The organism is Flavobacterium sp. XN-5 (assembly GCF_008033395.2).
Taxonomy (GTDB): Bacteria; Bacteroidota; Bacteroidia; order Flavobacteriales; family Flavobacteriaceae; genus Flavobacterium; species Flavobacterium hiemivividum.
Genome location: NZ_VOGZ02000002.1, coordinates 324,374 through 347,197 on the forward strand (window position 1 = coordinate 324,374; position 22,824 = coordinate 347,197).

The window sequence follows — 22,824 nt, forward strand, 5'->3', positions numbered from 1 at the left end:
ACATAATAAAATGAAAAACATAACAAAATATATAGCTGTATCAATGGTAGCCTTATTATCTACAGCTTGTAATCGTGATGAAATAGCAGATGTAAATATTAACCCCAGTTTTCCAACTGTTACAGAACCCATCTATCTTTTACCCAATATTCAGGCTTCTATGGCCGTAGGACTTCAATTTGATTCTCGTTTTCTAGGGAAGTACACACAGTACTTTTCTCATACAAGCGCTAATTATATATTTGACCAATACGGTTATATTGCTAATAGCGATAGTGGTGGAGAAATTTGGAAAATGGCCTATTACTCCATTGGATTAAACCTAACACAAGCTCAAGAAGTTGCTAATAAAAACCAGCGCTATGATATAGTAGGTTTATCGAAAGCAATCAGAGCATGGACTTGGCAAGTATCGACAGACTACCATTCAAATCTTATAAAATTTGATCAAGCTTTTACTTCAAGACTAACATTTGACTATGGAACTCAAGAAGAAGCATATACCGAAGTGGTAAGATTAGCTAAAGAAGCTATTGTAGATCTAGAAAGAACTGATGGAAAATCAGATGCTAGTTATACCGCCAAAGGAGATTTAATTTATGGAGGAGACAAAGCTAAATGGACTAAATTTGCCTATGGAGTATTAGCTCGAAACTCAAATAACTTAATCAACAAAGCAACTTACAGTCCAGATAAAGTGATTGAATATGTAAATAAATCATTATCTAGCATCAATGATGATTGCTACGTTAAGTTTACAGCAACAAGCACATCTGACGCTAACTTTTACGGGCCTAGTCGTAATAACTTAAATAGTTTCCGTCAGTCTGATTTCATTTTGCGCGCTATGGATGGAACAGTATTTGGAGGAACAGTAGATCCACGTATGCCAAACGTTTTACAACCTTCGGCAGATGGTGTTTTTAGAGGCAACCCTCTAAGTACTACAGCTGGAACTGTTGCCGCTACGCGTATTCCTAACTTATGGGGAACGACAGGCTCTGGAAACAGCACTATTCCCGGAAGATACCTTTTTAGAGACAAAGCTGATTTTCCTTTAATGACTTATGCTGAATTGCAATTCATAAAAGCAGAAGCTGCTTTTATAAAAGGAGACAAGATAATGGCATTAGACGCTTATAAAAAGGGGATTGAAGCAAGTATTGATATGGTAAATAGAAATACAGTTGTATCTACAGTTGCACCAACAGCGGCTTTGATTACCGCATCTCAAAAAGCAACTTTCCTTAGCGATGTAAATATTGTTCCTACTGCTGCAAATCTTACGATAAAGCACATTATGATGCAAAAATATGTAGCTCTTTTTGGATATGGATATTTAGAAACTTGGACTGATATGAGAAAATACCACTATGATCCTTTGGTATATGAAACAATAGCTTTCCCTACATTGGCACCAGATAATAATGGAAAATTAGCCTATAGAGTTCGTCCGCGTTTCAATTCAGAATACGTTTGGAACTTTGCAGCATTAGAAGCCATTGGAGCTGACAAACCAAGCTATCATACAGAAGAAATGTGGTTCTCTCAACCCTAATTATTCAATCTTAAATAAATTCAGATGAAAAATATAAAAATAACAATTACAAAGTACATAGGATTAGCCGTGCTTAGCTTAGGTATCTTTTCTTCTTGTGGTGATGAAACTAATTTTTCACCTTATAAGGAAAGTGTTTCTGAAAATGATGCTTTAGTGAAATTTCAACATACAGCTATTGGTCCAGACGGTAAAAACTTTAGTGCCATTTGGTATGTTGATGATGTAAAAACTAGTGGGGCTACTGTATTATCAGGTTTACCAATTGGAACAAGCTATGGTGGTGGTTATCCTGCGTCAATCAATTACTCGTTAATTCCCTCGGGGACTAAAAATTTGAAAGTAGAAATTCCTGCGACAGCAACTGTAGCGGCCAGTACTGTTTTTACTTCACCTTTTAGTATTGAAGCTAAAAAGAATTACACTAGTTTTATAGTAGGATTGTCACCAAATTATACGGCACACACCATAAACGATGATTTGTCTGTTACTCTAGCTGACCCTACAAAGGCGTACATTCGTTTTATAAATGTAATTACAAATACTCCAGCAACCGGATTTGATTTCTCAATTAAAGAGTTGAATAGCAATGCTGTTATTTATTCTGGTGTTACTTATTTACAAGGAAACGAAGCTTTCATTCCAATTACACCAATTCCCGATTTAGAATCAGCGACATACGAGATTCAATTACGTACGGTAGGAACAGCTACAATTGTTGCTAAAGCTACACTTACGCCAAGAAAAGGAAGAGCGTACACCTTTTTTAGTAGAGGATATGTAGGCGGTTTGTCAAATGGCTTACCTAGCGCTACGGTTAACATCCCAGTACTAACCTATTTCACAAATAAATAAACCGTTATTTTACCGGATAAAAACCACTTTAGCTTAGCTAAAGTGGTTTACCTTATCCTAATTTTAACTAATTATTGCTTTTACTAACTGCGATTTAATCTCAAATTACCATGGCTATATTGATAAAAAAAATAACTTTTATTTTATTGTTTTCTATTTCTTTTCAAGCTTCCTCGGCTCCATCAAGTATAGAAATAGATCCTAAATTGAATAACTCTAAAAGCGTTATTAAAACTGGAGCCGATAATATTGATAAATACCTTCCTTTATTAAAAGGCAAAAAAGTTGGAATTGTTACTAATCAGACAGGAGTTTTAACTACCAAAGTCCATTTGGTTGATTTTTTATTAGGACAAAAAATAAATGTTCAAACTATTTTTGCGCCTGAGCACGGTTTTAGAGGAACGGCAGATGCTGGCGAACATGTCGTTGACGGAAAAGATCCAAAAACTGGACTTTCGATTATTTCTCTTTATGGAAGCAATAAAAAACCAAAAAAAGAACAGTTAGAAGCAATTGACATAATGGTGTTTGACTTGCAAGATGTAGGAGCGCGTTTTTATACTTACATATCCTCATTGCATTATGTAATGGAAGCTTGCGCCGAAAATGGGATTCCACTTTTAGTATTAGACCGACCTAATCCAAACGGAAGTATTGTGGATGGTCCGTTGTTAGAAAAAGAATTTACAAGTTTTGTTGGCATGCATCCTATCCCATTATTACACGGAATGACTATTGGAGAATATGCCCAAATGATTAATGGTCAAAAATGGCTTGAAAATGAATCTAAATGCATGTTGACAGTAATTCCTTGTCTTAATTACAATAGAAATATGGAGTATAGTATACTAGAAAAACCATCTCCAAATTTACCTAATAATCAATCCATTAATTTATATGCTAGTTTGTGCTTTTTTGAAGGTACTAATGTAAGTATGGGTCGCGGTACAGAAAAGCAATTTCAAATCTATGGTTCCCCTTTTTTAAATAAAAAAAGTTTTGATTTTAGCTTTACTCCAAAACCAAATTTCGGAGCTAAAGATCCTATGCACAACGGAAAAGAATGCTTTGGTGAAGATCTAACATCCTACCCAAAACTTAAACGACTTGAATTAAAATGGCTAATTAAAGCCTATGAAAACACCAGCGACAAAACTAAATTTTTTAATGGTTTTTTCACAAAACTAGCGGGAACAAAAAAACTACAACAGCAAATTGAAAACGGTGTTTCCGAAAATAAAATCAGAAAAACTTGGAAAAACGATTTAACTACTTTTAAAAAAATGCGCAAAAGTTACCTAATTTACTAAATTAATTCTTGATCTTAATTAGAATTATCAGGGTTGATTACTATGAAAAAAAGCATTAAAAATCTTTCTACGATTACAAAAATATACCACAAATAAAATATAACAAAAATGGCTAAAAATAATCCTGATACCGAAAAAGAATCGCTTTACGCTAATCTAGAAAAAATGAGTACCGAAGAAATACTCATGGGAATCAATGCCGAGGATAAGAAAGTTTCGAGCGTAATAAAAAAACAAATTCCGAATATTGAAAAACTGGTAGATGCCATTGTTGTAAAAATGCAACAAGGTGGTCGCTTGTTTTATATTGGTGCTGGAACTTCTGGTAGAATTGGTATTTTAGATGCATCGGAGTGCCCTCCTACTTTTGGCGTTCCTCATGATTTAGTAATCGGAATTATTGCTGGAGGTGATTATGCCATTAGAAAAGCAGTTGAAAATGCTGAAGATGACATTAATCAAGCTTGGCTAGATTTAAAAAAACACAATATCACAAGTACTGATTTTGTTATTGGAATTGCAGCATCAGGAAATACGCCTTATGTAATTGGCGGTTTAAAAATGGCTCGTGAAAATAATATTAGTACAGGAAGTATTTCTTGTAATAGCAATAGTTTGATCTCAGCAGAAGCCGATTTTCCTATAGAAATTGTTGTAGGTCCAGAGTTTCTAACAGGAAGTACACGCATGAAAGCGGGAACTTCGCAAAAGCTTGTCCTAAATATGATCTCTACTTCGGTAATGATAAAACTAGGAAAAGTGTATGGAAACAAAATGATTGACATGCAACTATCTAACAAAAAACTAGTTCAAAGAGGTGTTGAAATGATTGTAGAAGAGCTTCAAATAGATGAAAAATTAGCTGCAGAACTATTAAATAAATACAAAAGTGTTAGAGCTGTTTTATTAGCTGAAAATAAAAATTTAGGAAACTAATAGCAAATACTTCAAACTCTACATTTACAACAGAACTACCAACCTCTAAAAACCAAAAATGACACCAAGCGCAATCCTCATTCTAATCATCGTTTATTTCGGAGTATTATTTTATATCTCACACCGAGTGAGTCGGAAAGATGATGGAAACGAAGCGTTTTTTACTGCCAACAAAAATTCAAAATGGTATTTGGTGGCGTTCGGAATGATTGGAACCGCCCTTTCTGGTGTGACTTTCATTTCCGTTCCCGGAGAAGTTGGTGCAGCTGGTGGTGAACAATTTAAATATTTTCAGTTTATAATAGGTAATGCTATTGGTTTTATAATTATTACAAAGTTATTATTGCCACTGTATTACCGAATGAATTTGACTTCTATTTACAGCTATATCGAGCAAAGAATGGGGTTTTACAGCTATAAAACTGCTGCTTCTATCTTCTTAATTAGCAGAACAATAAGCTCTGCCTTTAGACTTTATTTAGTAGTTATTGTATTGCAACGCTATGTTTTTGATTTTTATGGAATTCCTTTTGCGATAACTGTGTTAATCGCTTTACTTCTTATTTTTTCTTATACTTATCGAGGCGGACTGAAAACAATTATTATCACAGATACTTTACAAACGTTTTTCTTGGTAACTTCAGTTTTCCTAACGATTTATTTTATATGTGATAGTATGAATTTGAGTGCTATTAGTGCATTCGAAGAGGTGAAAAATAGTAATTATTCTAAAATATTTTTCTTTGATGATTTCCTGGGAAGTAAATTCCATTTTGTAAAACAAATTTTAGGCGGAATGTTTGTCACCATTGCAATGACGGGGCTTGACCAAGATTTAATGCAAAAAAACCTGAGTTGTAAAAACATTGGCGAAGCCCAAAAAAACATGTTTACCTTTACAGGAATCTTTGTTGTTATCAACATATTTTTCTTGAGCGTAGGTGCTTTACTTTATATCTATGCAAACAAAAACGGAATTGCAGTTCCAACTGATTTAATTACAGGTACACCAAGAACCGATTTGCTTTTTCCAGAAATAGCCTTAAATCATCTCTCTATAATTCCAGCGATTATATTTTTACTGGGAATTATTGCAGCTACTTTCGCTACTACTGATTCGGCTTTAACGGCTTTAACAACTTCTTTTTGTGTCGATTTTTTAGGAATGGATAAAGAAGAAAATCAAAAGAAGAAAAATAATGTACGCATTAGACATTTTGTGCACATCAGTTTTTCAGCACTTATTTTTGTAGTGATACTTGTTTTTAATTCTATTAATGACAGTTCGGTAGTAGGTATGATTTTTAGAGTGGCATCGTACACTTATGGGCCATTATTAGGATTATATGCTTTTGGTTTGTTCCAAAAAAATAGGAATGTAAATGACAAACTAGTTCCTTTTATTTGCTTACTGTCTCCCCTATTTACCTACTTAATAAATGAGTACTCCAGAACCTTATTTTCCGGATATGTATTTGACAATGAATTAATTGTTCTCAATGGATTATTGACTTACCTAGGTTTACTACTAACCAGTTCACGCAGTACCGAAAGAATAAGTTTTTAGTACTGTAAAAAAATTAAAGTATAGATTAAATTATTTTATACCACTCTAACAAGAGAAAGGTATGAACTTCACATAAAAATAAATTAAATGAAAAATTTTTTTATAAAGATTAGCCTTTACACGGTGTTTTTACTATTAATTACTAATTGCGCTACTTCCAAAAAAAATAACACAATCAGTACCTTAAAAAAAGACTTGTTTACAGAAGATCCGCTCGTTTATAACGGTTTAAAAAAATCCGAAAGAAAAAATTTCTTCAAAGATTCTGATCCAGAAACCCGCTGGGTCGATAGTATTTATAACAAAATGACAGTTCAAGAAAAAATAGGACAACTCTATATGATTTCGGCTTATTCAAATAAAGATTCGATTCATGAAAATAAAACCAAAGCATTAATTAAAGAATACAATATAGGAGGTGTAATTTTTTTCCAAGGTGGACCAGGTCGTCAAGCTAAATTAACGAATCAATACCAAGCAGTTGCAAAAGTACCTTTATTCGTGGCAATTGATGCCGAATGGGGATTGAGCATGAGATTAGATTCAACTTATGTTTTTCCATGGAATATGACTTTAGGAGCGATACAAGATTTGAGTTTAATTGAGAAAGTAGGTCAACAAATGGGCGCTGAAAGTAAACGAATGGGAATCCATTTCAATTTTTCGCCAGTTGTTGACATTAATACCAATCCCAAAAATCCTATTATTGGAAACCGTTCGTTTGGTGAGGATAAATATAATGTAGCTAATAAAGCAGTCGCCTTAATAAAAGGCGTACAAGGACAAGGAGTTTTTAGTACAGCGAAACATTTCCCAGGTCATGGCGACACTTCAGCCGATTCTCATCATACATTGCCTTTAGTTAATTTTTCGAAAGAACGAATTGACGCGGTAGAACTATATCCTTACAAACGAATGTTTGATGAAGGTTTAGTTTCCGTAATGGTTGGACATCTTAATATTCCTAGTCTAGAAACAAAAGAAAATATACCTTCATCCGCTTCTTATAATGTAGTGACTAATGTACTTCAAAAACAATTAGGTTTTGATGGCTTGATTTTTACCGATGGTTTAGGAATGAAAGGTGCGAGTGATTTTAAAGGGCCTGGAGATCTTGAATTAGCCGTTTTACTTGCTGGCAACGACATCTTACTTTTCCCCATTGACGTTGCTGCAGGATTTAAAAAACTAGAAAAATTTTATAATGAAGGTATTCTTACTGAAGAGCGCTTGGCACATTCCGTTAAAAAAATATTACATTATAAATTCAAGGTAGGACTAAATAAATACAAGCCTATTGCTACTGAAAATTTGTCAGCGGATCTAAATCCGTCAGAAAATGATGCTTTACATTATAAACTATATGAAAATGCAATAACCGTTTTAAAGAATGAAAATAACATACTTCCTATTAAAGATTTAAGTCAAAAAATAGCCTACGTAAAATTAGGCGAGGCTGTAAATAGTTCATTTGTTACAACATTAAAAAAATACACCGAAATAACCGAAGTATCACATACTAACATTGATAGTTTAAACACCGAGTTAAAAAAATACAATACCGTAATCGTTGGTTTACACAAAAAAAATGGAGTTTGGGAGAAGCAAAATATTTCTGAAACAGAATTATTTTGGTTGCAAGAAATTGCAAAAAAAAACCAAGTAATTTTAGATGTATTTGCAAAACCGTATTCTTTGTTGCCAGTAACTAACTTTGAGGATATCGAAGGATTAGTGCTTTCCTATCAAAATTCAGATATTAGTCAAATTGTTTCTGCAGAAATACTATTTGGTGCGGTCGAAGCCAAAGGAAAACTGCCTGTTTCTATAAATAATTCTTTTCCAGCAAATTATGGCGTATCAACACAAAAATTAACCCGTTTGGGTTTTACTACTCCTGAAAATGAAGATATGAATCCAAAGATTCTGTCTAAAATTGATAGCATTGCAAAAAAAGCAATTGATGGTAAAATGACTCCTGGAATGCAAGTATTAGTAGCAAGACGAGGAAATGTGATTTTCCAGAAATCATATGGTCATCACACTTATGACACTATAAACAAGGTTACAAATTCCGATTTATATGATGTAGCCTCGATTTCTAAAATGATTTCGACACTACCTAACGTGATGCAGTTGTATGATAAAAAGAAGGTGAAATTGGACACTAAGCTAAAGAGAATGCTTCCTTTTTTTTCGAAAACAAATAAAGAAAACATCAGTTTCAAGGATTTACTAACACACTACGCTGGACTTCAAGCTTGGATTCCATTTTACAAAGCTACATTAGACAGTGAAAATAATCCTTCTGAAAAATATTATCGTAAAGTTCCAAATGCTCAGTTTTCTACTAAAGTAGCAGATAATCTTTTTATCAGAAATGATTATCATGATACGATTATGAAACTTATTGCTGATACTCCATTGTCTTTAAAAAAAGAATACAAATACAGTGATTTTACCTTTATTATTCTAAAAGAATATTTGCAGCGAAAAACCAAACAGCCGCTTGAAGTTTTAAGTCACAAAAACTTTTATAGCTCCCTTGGAATGAACAATACACTTTACAATCCGTTAACAAAATTTGACAAAAACAATATTGCACCATCAGAAGATGACAATTACTTCCGTCATCAAGTAATACAAGGATATGTACATGATATGGCTGCTGCTATGGAAGGCGGAGTTGCAGGTCATGCAGGAATTTTTTCGAATGCGATGGATGTGGCTAAAATGATGCAATTGTTTCTACAAAAAGGTAATTATGGCAATAAAAGTTATTTTTCTGAACAAACATTTGATATATTTAATACTTCACATTACGCTGTAGAAGGTGTTCAAAGAGGATTAGGCTTTGATAAAAGAATAGGCAAAGAGGGTTCGACTTGCAACTGTGTCTCTGAATCCAGTTTTGGACATACTGGTTTTACTGGTGACATTGCCTGGGTAGATCCAGAAACAGAAATTGTGTATGTGTTGCTTTCGAACAGAACCTATCCTGAAGTAGGACCTGAAGGAAATAAATTATCGAAAGAAAGAATTAGAGAAGATATTCAGAAAATAATTCAGGAAGCTATTATAAAATAAGTCACCATGATAAAAGAACGTTTAATTTCGCTTGACGTATTCCGAGGATTCACAATTTTGTTAATGACAATAGTCAATAACCCGGGAAGTTGGGGTTCCATTTATCCGCCTTTAAAACACGCAGAATGGCATGGCTGTACTCCTACTGATTTAGTTTTCCCATTCTTTATTTTTATAATGGGTACTGCAATTCCTTTTGCAATGCCAACAAAACAGTTTGACTTCACCGTTTTTAATAAAATTCTCGTTCGTTCTTTGCGGATTTTTTGTTTGGGATTATTCTTAAATTACTTTAGCCGAGTAGAATTCTTTGGCTTTGAAGGTGTTTCATTACTCCTTGTTCGATTGCTAATAACTTTTGCAGTAGCCTATGCACTTTTAGGAAACTTCAGCTTGAAAATTAAAACGTATTTGGTTTTCTCTATACTTGGAATCCTACTATTCTTAGCTTACAGTAACGTTCCAGCCTACCAAGATGTACGAATTCCAGGGGTTTTACAACGAATAGGAATTGTCTATTTCTTCGTTGCTCTTTTATATTTAAAAACCACCTTAAAAACACAACTTCTCCTTGCGGCCTCTATTTTAATTGGCTATTATATTCTGATGGCTTTTGTTCCCGTTCCTGGATTTGGCGAAGCCAATTTTGAAAAAGGCACCAACTTAGCGGCCTGGTTAGACAATTTAGTCCTTAACGGGCATTTATGGAGTTACTCAAAAACCTGGGATCCCGAAGGAATTTTAAGCACTTTACCAGCAATTGGTACCGGTATTTTAGGAATGTTTGTTGGACAAATTCTAAACTTACAAATTCCAAAAATAGAAATTGTCAAAAAAATAGCCCTTATAGGCAGTGTCCTGTTGGTTCTTGGCTTGATGTGGAACTTTATTTTTCCAATAAATAAACCACTTTGGACAAGTTCGTATGTGTTATATACTGCCGGAATCGCTGCTTTATGCTTGGCCGTTTTATATTATATAATTGATGTGGCAAACTATAAAAAATGGACAAAGTTGTTTCTGTTTTGGGGAGTGAATCCTATGATCGTTTTTTTCTTTTCTGGGATAATTCCAAGAGTTATGAGCTCCATTACCATTGAAAATCCTGAAATCGCAGCAGAACAAATCAATATCCAATATCTAATCTATAACGTCTGGATTGTGTCCCTGTTTGAAAATCCATTAAATTCGTCCTTAGCCTATGCCCTGTTTTATGCTGTTTTTTGGTCTACAATACTATGGCTATTTTATAAATACAATTTGATTTTTAAAGTATAGTGCGTAATTCGACCTTTATATAAGTCGTTTTTTACAGTGAGTTGCTAATAATTGGCAAAGAAATTGCTCCAGCTAAAGAATTCCAATTTTAAGACTTTTATATTTAATACTTGTCGCTAAAAAAACTATTTTTGAATTCTATAAAAACATCCCAATAATGAAGCCTAACCATTACATTTTTCTATTGCTTTCCTTTTTTTTATTGTCTTTTTCGAATGGAATCGCGCAAGAAACAGTGAATTATCCTAAAAACGAATTTAGAGCCGTTTGGATTGCCACTGTGGTTAACATTGACTGGCCAAAAAGCGGAAAAGATCCAATTGAAAAACAAAAAGCGGACTTTATTGAGATTTTAGACACCTATAAAAAACTAAATTATAATGCTGTTATTGTTCAAATAAGAAGTGTTGGTGATGCTTTTTATCCTTCAAAACTAGCGCCTTGGTCTAAGTATTTGACTGGAAAAGAAGGTAAGGCGCCAAGTCCTTACTTTGATCCTTTGGAATGGATGATTACAGAAACTCATGCACGCGGTTTTGAATTCCACGCTTGGATGAACCCCTACCGTGCCACAATGAATCTGAATACCGCAGAATTAAGTCCAGATCATGATTATTTTAAACATCCAGATTGGATGATCAAATATGGCGGAAAATACTATTACAATCCCGCTTTACCTGAGGTACAGACTCATCTAATTAATGTAGTTGATGAAGTAGTTAGAAACTATGATATCGATGCGATACATTTTGACGACTATTTTTATCCTTACAAAATACCTGGAGAAAACTTTAATGACACCGCTTCTTTCAAAAAATATGGCGAGGGAATGAGTTTGCCAGAATGGAGACGCTATAACGTGAATAATTTTGTAAAATACTGTTCTTATTCTATAAAATCAATTAAACCTTGGGTACAATTTGGAATAAGCCCATTCGGAGTTTGGCGCAACAAATCTGTAGATCCGCGAGGTTCAGATACGAATTCCGGGCAAACAAATTATGACGATTTATTTGCTGACCCAATGGCGTGGATGGAGCATCGCTGGATTGATTACTTGCTTCCGCAATTGTATTGGAGTATCGAACACAAAACAGCTTCGTATGCAAAACTCATTAAATGGTGGGCAGCAAACTCAAAGAATACAGCTATTTACATTGGGAACGGAAGTTATAAGGTCAATACCGACTCTGATAAAAAATGGTTTAATCCAAATGAGATTCCGAATCAGATTGATATGACTCGTACTTACAAAAACATGGGCGGAAATGCTTTTTTTAGTGCCAAATCTTTTGTGAACAGAAACAAAGCTGTGACTGATTTGCTATTAGAAAATCAATACAAATACCCAGCGCTTCCTTATGTAGTTCCTAATTTTAGAAAAACAAATATTGAGTACCCAATTATTTCTAATATTAAATCTAGCAAGACAACTGCAGCGGTCACATTGAACTATCCGTCGCTGAGCAAAATTCGTTACGTCATGGTTTACGGTGCAAAAAACAGCTCTAAACTTGACATTAATGATCCAAGTCAAATCGTTGATAAAATTGCGTTTAAGGAAAAAGAAAATAGCATTACCATCAATATTCAGAATAACCTTTTAGAAAAAAATAATATCTGTGCTGTTTCTTTCATTGATTACTACGGTAATGAAAGCCAAGCTACTTTAGTTAACAAACCTATTGAAATCAAAACGTTCCAAAGTTCTTTGAATAATGAAAATAGATAACAGACCCTGGTATTGGATACCATTTTTGAACTTTGCTTCAGGCTTGCCGTATGCGATAATTATCTCGGTTTCGGTTATTATGTATAAAAACCTGGGAATTGACAATGAAGACATCGGGATTTACACGAGTTTGTTGTATCTCCCTTGGGTTATAAAACCATTGTGGAGCCCGTTTATCGATTTATATGCTACCAAAAGAAAGTGGTTCCTAGCCATGCAATTAGTGATTTCTATTGCTTTTTTGATTGTGGGTTTAACGATACCCATGAATAATTTTTTTGTGATCAGTCTTGCTGTGTTTTGGGTCGCGGCTTTCGCATCTGCTTCTAATGATGTAGCCAGTGATGGCTTCTACATGTTAGCTTTAGAGAAAGACCAACAATCTTTTTTCTTAGGAATACGCAGTACATTCTATCGCCTATCAATGCTTACCGGAAATGGTTTGATTGTAATCATTGGCGGTTATCTGGAGCAAGAATATGGTGATAAACAAAAAGCATGGTCTTACACTATGATCATTGTAGGTTTGATTATGACTGCGTTAACCATTTATAATTATTTTTCTACGCCAAGAACTGAAATAGCTTCTGTAAAGGATGAAAAATCAACAGAACCAAAAGTAAGCGTTGGAGCAGTCTTTATCAGTTTTTTTCAAAAAAAGCAAATTGGAATAGCTCTGGCATTTATACTATTATTTCGTTTGGGTGAATCCCAATTATTGAAAATGCTTACTCCTTTTCTGATCGACGGAACTGAGGTTGGAGGATTAGGACTAACGACTCAAAACGTAGGAATTATTTACGGAACATTTGGCGTAATAGCACTTACTATTGGCGGAATTCTTGGTGGAATTGCCATTTCAAAATACGGTCTAGGCAAAATGATGTTACCAATGATTCTGGCAATTCATTTGCCAAATATTGGATTCATTCTGCTTTCTCATTTTCATCCTGAATCAATCTATTATGTATATACAGCAGTAATTGCAGAACAATTCGGTTATGGTTTTGGTTTTGCTGCCTTTATGATGTATTTAATTTATCTGGCCGATGGCGAGTCAAAAACATCCCACTACGCTATCGCCACTGGATTTATGGCATTGGGAATGATGCTTCCAGGTATGGTTAGCGGTTATATCCAAGAATATTTGGGCTACGCCAATTTCTTTATTTGGGTGCTTATAGCAACGATACCAGGACTGATACTATCGCGTTATTTAATTTTCCCAACTGATTTTGGAAAAAAGGTGGAATAACAAAAATCATTAACATATAAGTCATATAAATTTTTAAAAAAAATTATTAGCTATCCTTATATGGTTTATATGGCTAAAATAAAACTTATGACATTAGAACAAAAAATAGGACAATTCTTTTTTCCAGCTGTTTTTATCAACGACACCGAAGAAAATATTCAAGCAACAGAAGAATTAATTAGAAAGCACAACATAGGTGGTCTTACCTTTTTTCATAGTAGAGTCAGCGCTGCTACTAATTATGAAACTAAGAATAAAATTGTCTTTAATGATAACAGTTACCAGCGACTGAAAGATTTAATTGTACGCTATCAAAAATGCGCGACTACTCCACTATTGATGAGCATTGATGCCGAATGGGGCCTAGCAATGCGTGTCGAAAAAACACCGCAATATCCATATGCGATTGCACTTGGCGCTTTGCCTTTGAGCGAATCCCATTTAGTATATGAAGTAGGAAAACAAATAGGACTTGATTTAAAATCGGCTGGACTGCATTATAATTTGGCACCCTTAGCCGATATAAACAATAACCCAAATAATCCGGTTATTGGTTACCGTTCCTTTGGAGAAGATAAAGAAAAGGTGGCTCAATTTGCATTAGAATATTTACGAGGAATGAACGAAGTTGGTGTTTTAGGATGTTTAAAACATTTCCCCGGACACGGCAATACTAATGTTGATTCTCATTTAGGTTTACCCGTTTTAGAAGAAAACCTAGACCAATTACTTGAAAATGAATTGTATCCTTTTATAAAAGGAATCGAAAGTGACGTCGATTCAATTATGATAGGACATTTAGCAGTACCTGCTTTGAATGAAGGCGCAAATACTTCGGCTACATTATCAAAGTCAGTAGTGGAGGATCTTTTGCGAAAGCAATTAAATTATGATGGCTTGATTATCTCAGACGCCTTGAATATGCGCAGTGTGTCTATGCTTTACGAAAAAAAGGGTCAACTAGAATGGGAAGCGTTCAACGCCGGAAATGATGTGTTGTGTTTTGCCGAAAATGTACCCGAAGGCATTCAGGAAATACTTAAAAATGCTACTCCTGAACGCATTGAAGAAAGCTACAATCGAATTGTAAAATGCAAGCAAAAAGTAGGTTTATTTGATATAGAAACGGTTCCTGCAACCGAATTAGATTTTGCAACAGCTTCTCTTTTGAATCATAAAATTGCTAAAAATTGTATTACTAAAATCAAGGACAATCAAAATACGGCAGTAGTTCTTGATGCCGCAAAAAGCGGTAAATTAGCAAACCTAAGCATCTACAAAACCACCGAAAATACTTTTTTTAAAACACTTACCCCTTCCCTATCTGCACCAAATTTTGCAATTGAGATGGATGCTACGAATACAAGCGAAGAAATAGAAAATAATCTAGCTGATTATGATACGCTAATTATTGCGCTTTTTGTACCAAAAGCCAAACCAATGAATAATTTTGACATTGAAGACGCTGTTTTAGAGTTACTAAAAAATGTATTCACAACAAAAAAATGTGTTTTATATCTATTCGGAAATCCTTATGTTTTACCGCTACTTCCTAACATACAATCGCTAACTGGCCTTGTTCAAATTTATCAGGATTTTGAGGAATTTCAGGAAACTGCGGCGCTTCAACTGCTTAATAATATTCCTTGTCAAGGAACTCTACCTGTGAACATTAGGAATATATAAATAGATATTGACATAAAAATCTATTAAAAAAAGGGAACCTTGTCTATTCTATTTTTTTAATATAATCCATATTAAATTCGAATAAAAATACACAAACATCTCTGTTTTTGTTAAATAAATTAAATAAGGCAAGGCATAAACTTAATTTTTCAGAAAATTGCGTTAGGCTAATCGCACCTTTTTTATCTATATTGCAAACTCAAAAGATTTAGAAATACGATGGACATAAAAATACATAGAAATAAAGAATTATCAATTGGTGAAGCATTAATCCCAGTCGCTGCACTTGTAATCATGCTCGCTTTTAATGTTTATGTTTATGGCGATGAAGCTTTGAGCGGCAGCAATCAATTTGTTTTACTGTTAGGAGGAGCTGTTGCGGCTATTGTTGGCTTTTTTAATAAAGTTAGCTACCATAAAATGATAGAGGAAGTATCTGAAAATGTAAAATCTACTGTAGGTGCCATACTAATATTGCTTATGGTGGGTGCTTTAGCAGGAACCTGGTTAGTTAGCGGAATTATTCCTTCGATGATTTATTACGGTTTGCAAATTCTGAGTCCAGCAATATTTTTGCCGGCGACACTAATTATATGTTCTATAATTTCAATAGCGACAGGAAGTTCTTGGACAACGAGTGCTACTGTTGGTATCGCTTTGATTGGTGTAGGTGGTGCATTGGGGTTTAATCTGGGAATGGTAGCTGGTGCAGTAATTTCTGGTGCTTATTTTGGTGATAAATTATCTCCCATGTCAGATACAACAAACCTTGCTCCTGCAATGGCTGGAACTGATTTGTTCACCCACATTCGATACATGGCTTTAACGACAATACCGACATATATTATCACATTCATTCTTTTTATTGTGCTTGGTCTCTCCGTCGATGTGACTGGAAACGTTGATATTGCTACCCTGTTAACAGATATTAAAGCTTCATTTACAATATCACCATGGTTATTCCTTGTGCCTGTAGTCGTAATTGGCTTAATTATTAGAAAAACGGAGCCGTTAATAGCATTGTTAATTGGTACGTTATTAGCCGCAACCTTTGCTATTTTCTTTCAACCACATATCATAAATAAAATTGCTGGAGTTGACCAAATGACTTTCCAGTCGGCTTATAAAGGAGTGATGAATGCTATAACTGGAGACGTGGTCGTAGCTACCGATAATAAAACCCTAGAATCACTATTCACCTCAGGTGGAATGAAAAAAATGTTAGGCACTATTTGGTTAATTCTTTGTGCTATGGTTTTTGGCGGAATTATGGATGCCATTGGTGCTTTGGCTAGAATAAGTCATGCATTGTTGAAATTAGCACATACTACTTTTGGGCTATTTGCTGCGACAGTAGGAAGTTGTTTAGCCCTAAACATTACAGCTTCTGACCAATATTTAGCTATTGTTGTACCTGGTAAAATGTTTGCCAAAGCCTATGAAAAGAAAGGTCTGGCTCCTGAAAATTTAAGTAGAACATTAGAAGATTCCGGTACTGTGTCTTCTGTATTAATCCCTTGGAATACTTGTGGAGCCTATCATGCTGGTACATTGGGCGTTTCGACTTTCGATTATCTACCTTATGCCTTCTTCAATATTATAAGTCCGTTTATGACTTTGCTCTTTGCGGCATTCAATATAAAAATCAGACAATTGGTAGCTGAAAAAAATAACTAAAATTCCATATTACAAAAATTCCCATAAAATCATAATACCATAGCTCGCTTACAGTTATGGTATTTTTTTGCTTCTATAGTTAAAATCTATTGCTTAATAAAAATATATAATTGAAATTGATTCTTTAAATACGAGCTTAATGCCTATTTTTGCAAAACATTAAAAAAACAATAAAATATATTATTATGTCATTAGTAGGTAAAAAATTCCCAAGTATTGCAGTTGACGCTATCTCAGAAATGGGTGACAACTTGAAAATCAACATCTTCGAAGAAGCTACAAAAAACAACAAAAAAGTATTATTATTTTGGTACCCAAAAGATTTTACATTTGTATGCCCAACTGAACTACACGCTTTTCAAGCAGCATTACCGGAATTTGAAAAAAGAAATACAATCGTAATTGGTGCTTCTTGCGATACAAATGAAGTGCATTTCGCTTGGTTAAACACTCCAAAAAACAACGGTGGAATTGAAGGTGTTACTTACCCAATTCTTGCTGATACAAACAGAAACTTATCTAACATATTAGGTATTCTTGATGTCGATTCTACAGAATATAGTGAAGAAACTGATTCCGTAATTGTCGAAGGATCGAATGTAACTTTTAGAGCTACATACCTAATTGACGAAACTGGAAAAATTTTCCACGAAAGTGTAAACGATATGCCACTAGGTCGTAATGTAAATGAATATTTACGTATGGTTGATGCTTATACTCATATCCAAGAAAAAGGAGAAGTATGTCCTGCAAACTGGGAGGCTGGTAAAGAAGCGATGAGCGCTGACAGAAACAGTACTGCTGCATATCTAAGCTTGAACTAAGAATAAAAAATCAATATCAATGGCAATATCAATTTCAATTATTGAATATCGATATTGCCATTGATTTTTGAAATTACCATTTAATTTTTGAAATTGAATTTAAAAAGAAAAATATGTTAATAGATTTAAACGAAGATACATTACAGGATTTAGTAACTAAAAACGAGAAAGTAGTAGTTCAATTTTCGGCTTCTTGGTGTGGAAATTGTCGAATAATGAAACCAAAATTCAAAAAATTGGCTTCAGAAAACGAAGCAATTACTTTTGTCCTTGTTGATGCTGAAAACTCTCCTGAGTCAAGAAAAATGGCAAATGTGAGTAACCTACCAACTTTTGCTACGTTTGTAAACGGAGTTTTGGTAAACGAAACGCAAACTAATAAGCAAGAAGTGCTAATTGAATTAGTGAATGAAATTGTTTAATTCTGAAATTAAGGAATTAGGCATAAGAAATTAAGGTGTAGGATTAAAAATGATTCGAGTTATAGAATAATATTAGTTTTTTAATTCCTAAGTCTTATTCCCTTCATTTTAATTCCTAGATCTCAAATTACAATTCCTAAATAGTTTTTTTTTTATTCCTCAATCCTAAATCAGAATTCCTAAATTTAAAAAAATGAAATTACCTGTAATAAAGCATTTGACTCAGTTTATTGAAGAAAACGATCAAGATTATATCATTGAAACGATTGAAGTTCTGGAAGCAATGACAGAAATCCCGTCTTTGAAAGACGAAGAATTAGATGTTATAGGTGAATTGATTTCGAATATGTACGGAGCTTTAGAAGTAAATAAATTAGTAAAATCCGGAACAGATAAAAAAGAAGCCCTAAACACTTTTATGAAAAGAGTGCTGGGTTCTATCGACAAATAGAAACTCTTTTATACCGCTAATATACAAAAAACGCACTCAGAAATGGCTGCGTTTTTTTCATTTATCTCCTATTTATCGAAAACCCACTTGATTAGAAACCTTTGTTCCCCGTACTAAAATCTTACAGCTTAAATCCTAATTCTTAATTAATTTTCATACTTTTGAACTTCATTAAAAAACACATATCATGGCATCAATTACATTAGGAGGAAATCCAATAAATACTTCAGGAGAATTACCAAAAGTAGGAACACAACTGTCTGACTTTAAATTAATAAACAACGATCTTTCTGTCGCTTCACTAAGTGATTTTGCTGGAAAAAGATTAGTGTTAAATATATTCCCAAGCATAGATACTGGGACTTGTGCCACCTCAGTAAGAAAATTCAACGCGAGTGCCGGAAAATTAGAAAACACGGCTGTATTATGCGTTTCCAGAGATTTACCTTTTGCTCAAAAACGTTTTTGTGGTGCTGAAGGACTTGAAAATGTAGTTAACCTATCTGATTTTAAAAGCGGAGATTTTGGTAAAGCAAACGGCCTTGATATTCTTGATGGTCCATTAGCTGGGTTACACTCTAGAGCACTTATTGTCGTTGATACAGACGGTACTATTATCCATACAGAGCAAGTTCCTGAAATTGCTAATGAACCCAATTATGAAGCTGCTTTAGCTGTACTATAATTTTCATTTAATGGAATTTCAAAAAGACAATAGCTTCATCACAGGAAGACTAAAAAGTGTTAATTATGCCGTAAAAGGGGCAGTGAAATTAATTACTTCGGAACACAGCATAATGGTACAATTTTCATTAGGAATTTTAGTTACCATCGCTGGATTTTATTTTCATATTTCGGCAACCGAATGGCTTTTTCAAACTTTGGCAATCGGCCTTGTGATGAGTATTGAAGGACTGAATACAGCAGTAGAAAAAATAGCTGATTTTATTCATCCCAATTATGATGAAAGAATTGGTTTCATAAAAGACATTGCAGCGGGAGCAGTTTTTTTTGCTGGAATAACTGCAGTAATAATCGGTTTAATCATATACGTTCCCCTTATTTTTTAAGCAGTAGTACATACAATCAAGAATGGCAAAAACAATAAAAAAAGAACCTTTAGACAAGAAAATCACTTCAAAAGCTAAAGTAGGTACATCGCGGGTATTAACGAAACAGCACAAAATTGTGCTGGGTAGTCTCTTTATCTTATTTTCTGTTGCTTTACTGCTTGCTTTTATCTCCTTTTATATTCACGGCCAAGCAGATCAAAGTGCTGTTTCACAACTCACAGATCGCTCAGAGGTTGTTCAAAACTGGTTGGGTAAATTTGGCGCTTTATTAGCCGATGCAATTGTTTACAAAGGATTTGGCCTTGCGTCTTTTCTATTTGTTCGCTTATTTTTCCTGACCGGAATCTTTTTCATACTGGGAATTTCTTCAAATAAATTGAAAGGAATCTGGTTTTGGGATTTATTTGCTATTATTATTTTGTCGGTTTTATTTGGTTTTTTCGCCACCTCACTTCCTGAATTAGGAGGAACAATCGGTTATGAATTGAATTTATTCTTGCAGGATTATATAGGAAAAACAGGAACACTTTTACTGTTGATTTTCGGTTTAATCATCTATGTTATTTTTAAACTAAAACTATCTCCAGAAAGAATTCAGTCCTTTTTCGAAAATACTAAAAAAGAAATTAAGTCAGATTTAGGTTCTGCTTCGATTACTACAACGGGAAACTCTTATAACTTAGAAGAATTTGCCATAACAGAAGAAAAAGAATTAGAAAATAATGCTCCGATAGTCAAGCCTTCACAATTTGAAGTTAACAAAGAAGCTTTAAAACCAACGATTAGTAAATCTTCAGAAATCAACCTTGACCCTATTTCTAAACCAAAAGTGGTTGAAGAAATTCTGACAGATCAAAACGCTGTTGATGATTCCTTTGTGATCGAAACTGCTCCCGAAGAAGATCTTATTGAAGAGAATTTAGCTTCTAGACTTGTATCCGATTTTGGTTTATTCGATCCTACTTTGGATTTATCCAATTACAAATACCCTACAATTGATCTTTTAAAAGATTATTCTACTGGTGGAATCACAATCAACCAGGAAGAATTAGAAGAAAATAAAAACAGAATTGTTGATACGCTTCGCAATTATAAAATTGAAATTGCGCAAATCAAGGCAACTGTTGGACCTTCTGTAACCTTATATGAAATCGTTCCTGAAGCCGGAATTCGTATCTCAAAAATTAAGAATCTTGAAGATGATATTGCTTTATCCCTTTCGGCATTAGGAATTCGTATCATCGCCCCTATTCCTGGAAAAGGAACAATAGGAATCGAAGTGCCAAACAAGAATCCAACGATGGTTTCTATGAAAAGTGTGATTGGTTCGGCTAAGTTTCAAGAAGCTGAAATGGAATTGCCTATTGCTTTAGGAAAAACAATCTCTAACGAAACTTTTGTTGTCGATCTGGCCAAAATGCCTCACCTATTGATGGCGGGTGCCACTGGACAAGGAAAATCTGTTGGTTTAAATGCCGTTCTAACTTCGTTATTGTACAAAAAACATCCAGCCGAAGTTAAATTTGTATTGGTCGATCCTAAAAAAGTGGAGCTGACTCTTTTTAATAAAATTGAAAGACATTATTTAGCCAAACTTCCTGATGGCGAAGATGCAATTCTTACAGATAACGCAAAGGTGGTAAATACCTTGAATTCTCTTTGTGTGGAAATGGATAATCGTTATTCGCTGTTGAAAGATGCGATGGTGCGAAATATTAAAGAATACAATGATAAGTTTAAGGCTCGAAAACTAAATCCTGAAAACGGACACCGATTTTTACCCTACATTATATTAGTAGTAGATGAGTTTGCCGATTTGATAATGACCGCTGGAAAAGAAGTCGAAGTTCCCATTGCCCGTCTAGCTCAATTAGCCAGAGCAATTGGTATCCATTTGATTATTGCCACGCAAAGACCATCTGTAAATGTAATTACAGGTTTGATTAAAGCCAACTTCCCTGCGAGAATCGCTTTTAGAGTAACATCAAAAATTGATTCAAGAACAATTTTGGACACTTCTGGCGCAGATCAGTTGATAGGGCGCGGAGACATGCTTTACACAAACGGTAATGATGTAGTGCGAATTCAATGTGCATTTATAGACACACCTGAGGTCGAAAAAATAACCGATTTTATTGGTTCCCAAAAAGCATACGCTACAGCTTATTTACTTCCAGAGTTCGTGGGAGAAGATAGTGGCATCAATCTTGATGTAGATATTTCCGAAAGAGATACTTTGTTTAGAGAAGCTGCCGAAATTATTGTTAATGCACAACAAGGCTCAGCATCATTGTTACAAAGAAAACTAAAACTGGGCTACAACAGAGCTGGTAGATTAATCGACCAATTAGAAGCTGCTGGAATTGTAGGTCCTTTTGAAGGAAGTAAAGCACGTGGTGTGAACATTCTGGACATGAGTTCTCTTGATCAATTTTTCAACAATGAACAAAACAATTAAAACCATGAAAAAAATCATCCTAATTACATTTGTACTACTTTTTAGCTTTTCGACACAAGCACAAGATAAAAATGCGAAAGCACTTTTAGATCAGGTAACTGCAAAAGTTAAAAGTTATAACAACATTGTAATTGATTTTAAATATTCTTTGAATAATTCGAGAGAAAACATAAATCAAGACAGTAAAGGAAATGTAACTATGAAAAACAATCAATATGTATTGAATTTCATGGGAATAACTAAAATTTTTGACGGTAGAAAAACCTACACCATCGTTCCAGAAGATGAAGAAATTACGATTTCGAGTTTTAACGAAAAAGATGATAGTGCAATTACGCCTTCTAAAATGCTAACTTTTTTTAATAGTGGCTATAAATATTCGATGGATATTCTACAAGATGTAAGAGGTCGCAAAATACAGTACATCAAATTAATTCCTACAAACGCGAAAGATCAGAGAAAAGAAATACTATTAGGGATCGATGTACAAACGAAACACATCTATAACTTGATCGAAATGGGTAAAAAAGGAACAAAAACTACTTTAACAGTTAATTCTTTTAAAACCAATCAACCTTTGTCAAAAAATCAATTTATCTTTGCCGAAAGTAAATATCCAAATTACTACATCAATAAATTAGATTAATTCTTT

Annotated in this window: 18 protein-coding genes; all 18 read left to right on the forward strand. The window is 34.1% G+C overall.

Annotated features, from left to right (window positions below; translation table 11 throughout):
• The first annotated feature begins 10 nt into the window (after nucleotides 1-10).
• The gene (locus FQU23_RS06670) at nucleotides 11-1,558 is read left to right on the forward strand and encodes a SusD/RagB family nutrient-binding outer membrane lipoprotein (RefSeq protein ID WP_147673179.1); all 1,548 of its coding nucleotides are present in this window, start codon (nucleotides 11-13) and stop codon (nucleotides 1,556-1,558) included.
• A gap of 24 nt (nucleotides 1,559-1,582) precedes the next feature.
• Nucleotides 1,583-2,413 carry a DUF4397 domain-containing protein gene (locus FQU23_RS06675; protein ID WP_147673180.1) on the forward strand — a complete coding sequence of 277 codons (831 nt, stop codon included), beginning with the start codon at nucleotides 1,583-1,585 and terminating at the stop codon, nucleotides 2,411-2,413.
• A 110-nt stretch (nucleotides 2,414-2,523) separates the two neighbouring features.
• Nucleotides 2,524-3,726 carry an exo-beta-N-acetylmuramidase NamZ domain-containing protein gene (locus tag FQU23_RS06680; RefSeq protein WP_147673181.1) on the forward strand — a complete coding sequence of 401 codons (1,203 nt, stop codon included), beginning with the start codon at nucleotides 2,524-2,526 and terminating at the stop codon, nucleotides 3,724-3,726.
• 108 nt (nucleotides 3,727-3,834) lie between these two features.
• On the forward strand, nucleotides 3,835-4,662 hold the full coding sequence (gene murQ / locus FQU23_RS06685; protein WP_147673182.1) for an N-acetylmuramic acid 6-phosphate etherase: 828 nt from the start codon (nucleotides 3,835-3,837) through the stop codon (nucleotides 4,660-4,662).
• Between the two features lie 58 nt (nucleotides 4,663-4,720).
• Complete coding sequence (locus FQU23_RS06690; RefSeq protein WP_147673183.1) at nucleotides 4,721-6,229, forward strand: sodium:solute symporter; 1,509 nt, start codon at nucleotides 4,721-4,723, stop codon at nucleotides 6,227-6,229.
• Nucleotides 6,230-6,316: 87 nt separating this feature from the next.
• Nucleotides 6,317-9,316: a glycoside hydrolase family 3 N-terminal domain-containing protein gene (locus tag FQU23_RS06695; RefSeq protein WP_147673184.1), complete on the forward strand. Its 3,000-nt coding sequence runs from the start codon at nucleotides 6,317-6,319 to the stop codon at nucleotides 9,314-9,316.
• A gap of 6 nt (nucleotides 9,317-9,322) precedes the next feature.
• Nucleotides 9,323-10,594 carry an acyltransferase family protein gene (locus FQU23_RS06700; protein ID WP_147673185.1) on the forward strand — a complete coding sequence of 424 codons (1,272 nt, stop codon included), beginning with the start codon at nucleotides 9,323-9,325 and terminating at the stop codon, nucleotides 10,592-10,594.
• Nucleotides 10,595-10,751: 157 nt separating this feature from the next.
• Nucleotides 10,752-12,326, forward strand: a complete 1,575-nt coding sequence (locus tag FQU23_RS06705) for a glycoside hydrolase family 10 protein (protein ID WP_147673186.1) — start codon at nucleotides 10,752-10,754, stop codon at nucleotides 12,324-12,326.
• Nucleotides 12,313-13,581 carry an MFS transporter gene (locus FQU23_RS06710; RefSeq protein WP_147673187.1) on the forward strand — a complete coding sequence of 423 codons (1,269 nt, stop codon included), beginning with the start codon at nucleotides 12,313-12,315 and terminating at the stop codon, nucleotides 13,579-13,581. The genes FQU23_RS06705 and FQU23_RS06710 overlap by 14 nt, the downstream gene beginning before the upstream one ends.
• 87 nt (nucleotides 13,582-13,668) lie before the next feature.
• A complete protein-coding gene (locus tag FQU23_RS06715; protein ID WP_147673188.1) occupies nucleotides 13,669-15,267 on the forward strand; it encodes a glycoside hydrolase family 3 protein in 1,599 nt (532 codons plus the stop codon).
• A gap of 219 nt (nucleotides 15,268-15,486) precedes the next feature.
• On the forward strand, nucleotides 15,487-16,944 hold the full coding sequence (gene nhaC, locus FQU23_RS06720; RefSeq protein WP_147673189.1) for a Na+/H+ antiporter NhaC: 1,458 nt from the start codon (nucleotides 15,487-15,489) through the stop codon (nucleotides 16,942-16,944).
• A 185-nt stretch (nucleotides 16,945-17,129) separates the two neighbouring features.
• Complete coding sequence (locus FQU23_RS06725; RefSeq protein WP_147673190.1) at nucleotides 17,130-17,768, forward strand: peroxiredoxin; 639 nt, start codon at nucleotides 17,130-17,132, stop codon at nucleotides 17,766-17,768.
• A gap of 113 nt (nucleotides 17,769-17,881) precedes the next feature.
• Nucleotides 17,882-18,190 carry a thioredoxin family protein gene (locus FQU23_RS06730; protein ID WP_147673191.1) on the forward strand — a complete coding sequence of 103 codons (309 nt, stop codon included), beginning with the start codon at nucleotides 17,882-17,884 and terminating at the stop codon, nucleotides 18,188-18,190.
• A 193-nt stretch (nucleotides 18,191-18,383) separates the two neighbouring features.
• Nucleotides 18,384-18,641 carry a DUF6952 family protein gene (locus FQU23_RS06735; protein WP_132109431.1) on the forward strand — a complete coding sequence of 86 codons (258 nt, stop codon included), beginning with the start codon at nucleotides 18,384-18,386 and terminating at the stop codon, nucleotides 18,639-18,641.
• Nucleotides 18,642-18,828: 187 nt separating this feature from the next.
• Nucleotides 18,829-19,326, forward strand: coding sequence for a thiol peroxidase (gene tpx / locus FQU23_RS06740; protein WP_147673192.1), 498 nt, complete (start codon nucleotides 18,829-18,831; stop codon nucleotides 19,324-19,326).
• A 10-nt stretch (nucleotides 19,327-19,336) separates the two neighbouring features.
• Nucleotides 19,337-19,711 (forward strand): diacylglycerol kinase family protein, encoded by a 375-nt coding sequence (locus FQU23_RS06745; RefSeq protein ID WP_147673193.1) that lies wholly within the window; start codon nucleotides 19,337-19,339, stop codon nucleotides 19,709-19,711.
• A gap of 22 nt (nucleotides 19,712-19,733) precedes the next feature.
• Nucleotides 19,734-22,172 carry a DNA translocase FtsK gene (locus FQU23_RS06750; protein WP_147673194.1) on the forward strand — a complete coding sequence of 813 codons (2,439 nt, stop codon included), beginning with the start codon at nucleotides 19,734-19,736 and terminating at the stop codon, nucleotides 22,170-22,172.
• A 4-nt stretch (nucleotides 22,173-22,176) separates the two neighbouring features.
• Complete coding sequence (locus FQU23_RS06755) at nucleotides 22,177-22,818, forward strand: LolA family protein (protein ID WP_147673195.1); 642 nt, start codon at nucleotides 22,177-22,179, stop codon at nucleotides 22,816-22,818.
• The last annotated feature ends 6 nt before the right edge of the window (nucleotides 22,819-22,824 follow it).

What these genes read in the sequence shown, in the direction of transcription:
- FQU23_RS06670 (WP_147673179.1), top strand. Translation starts at nt 11, where the DNA reads ATGAAAAACATAACAAAATATATAGCTGTATCAATGGTAGCCTTATTA.
- FQU23_RS06675 (WP_147673180.1), top strand. Translation starts at nt 1,583, where the DNA reads ATGAAAAATATAAAAATAACAATTACAAAGTACATAGGATTAGCCGTG.
- FQU23_RS06680 (WP_147673181.1), top strand. Translation starts at nt 2,524, where the DNA reads ATGGCTATATTGATAAAAAAAATAACTTTTATTTTATTGTTTTCTATT.
- murQ (WP_147673182.1), top strand. Translation starts at nt 3,835, where the DNA reads ATGGCTAAAAATAATCCTGATACCGAAAAAGAATCGCTTTACGCTAAT.
- FQU23_RS06690 (WP_147673183.1), top strand. Translation starts at nt 4,721, where the DNA reads ATGACACCAAGCGCAATCCTCATTCTAATCATCGTTTATTTCGGAGTA.
- FQU23_RS06695 (WP_147673184.1), top strand. Translation starts at nt 6,317, where the DNA reads ATGAAAAATTTTTTTATAAAGATTAGCCTTTACACGGTGTTTTTACTA.
- FQU23_RS06700 (WP_147673185.1), top strand. Translation starts at nt 9,323, where the DNA reads ATGATAAAAGAACGTTTAATTTCGCTTGACGTATTCCGAGGATTCACA.
- FQU23_RS06705 (WP_147673186.1), top strand. Translation starts at nt 10,752, where the DNA reads ATGAAGCCTAACCATTACATTTTTCTATTGCTTTCCTTTTTTTTATTG.
- FQU23_RS06710 (WP_147673187.1), top strand. Translation starts at nt 12,313, where the DNA reads ATGAAAATAGATAACAGACCCTGGTATTGGATACCATTTTTGAACTTT.
- FQU23_RS06715 (WP_147673188.1), top strand. Translation starts at nt 13,669, where the DNA reads ATGACATTAGAACAAAAAATAGGACAATTCTTTTTTCCAGCTGTTTTT.
- nhaC (WP_147673189.1), top strand. Translation starts at nt 15,487, where the DNA reads ATGGACATAAAAATACATAGAAATAAAGAATTATCAATTGGTGAAGCA.
- FQU23_RS06725 (WP_147673190.1), top strand. Translation starts at nt 17,130, where the DNA reads ATGTCATTAGTAGGTAAAAAATTCCCAAGTATTGCAGTTGACGCTATC.
- FQU23_RS06730 (WP_147673191.1), top strand. Translation starts at nt 17,882, where the DNA reads ATGTTAATAGATTTAAACGAAGATACATTACAGGATTTAGTAACTAAA.
- FQU23_RS06735 (WP_132109431.1), top strand. Translation starts at nt 18,384, where the DNA reads ATGAAATTACCTGTAATAAAGCATTTGACTCAGTTTATTGAAGAAAAC.
- tpx (WP_147673192.1), top strand. Translation starts at nt 18,829, where the DNA reads ATGGCATCAATTACATTAGGAGGAAATCCAATAAATACTTCAGGAGAA.
- FQU23_RS06745 (WP_147673193.1), top strand. Translation starts at nt 19,337, where the DNA reads ATGGAATTTCAAAAAGACAATAGCTTCATCACAGGAAGACTAAAAAGT.
- FQU23_RS06750 (WP_147673194.1), top strand. Translation starts at nt 19,734, where the DNA reads ATGGCAAAAACAATAAAAAAAGAACCTTTAGACAAGAAAATCACTTCA.
- FQU23_RS06755 (WP_147673195.1), top strand. Translation starts at nt 22,177, where the DNA reads ATGAAAAAAATCATCCTAATTACATTTGTACTACTTTTTAGCTTTTCG.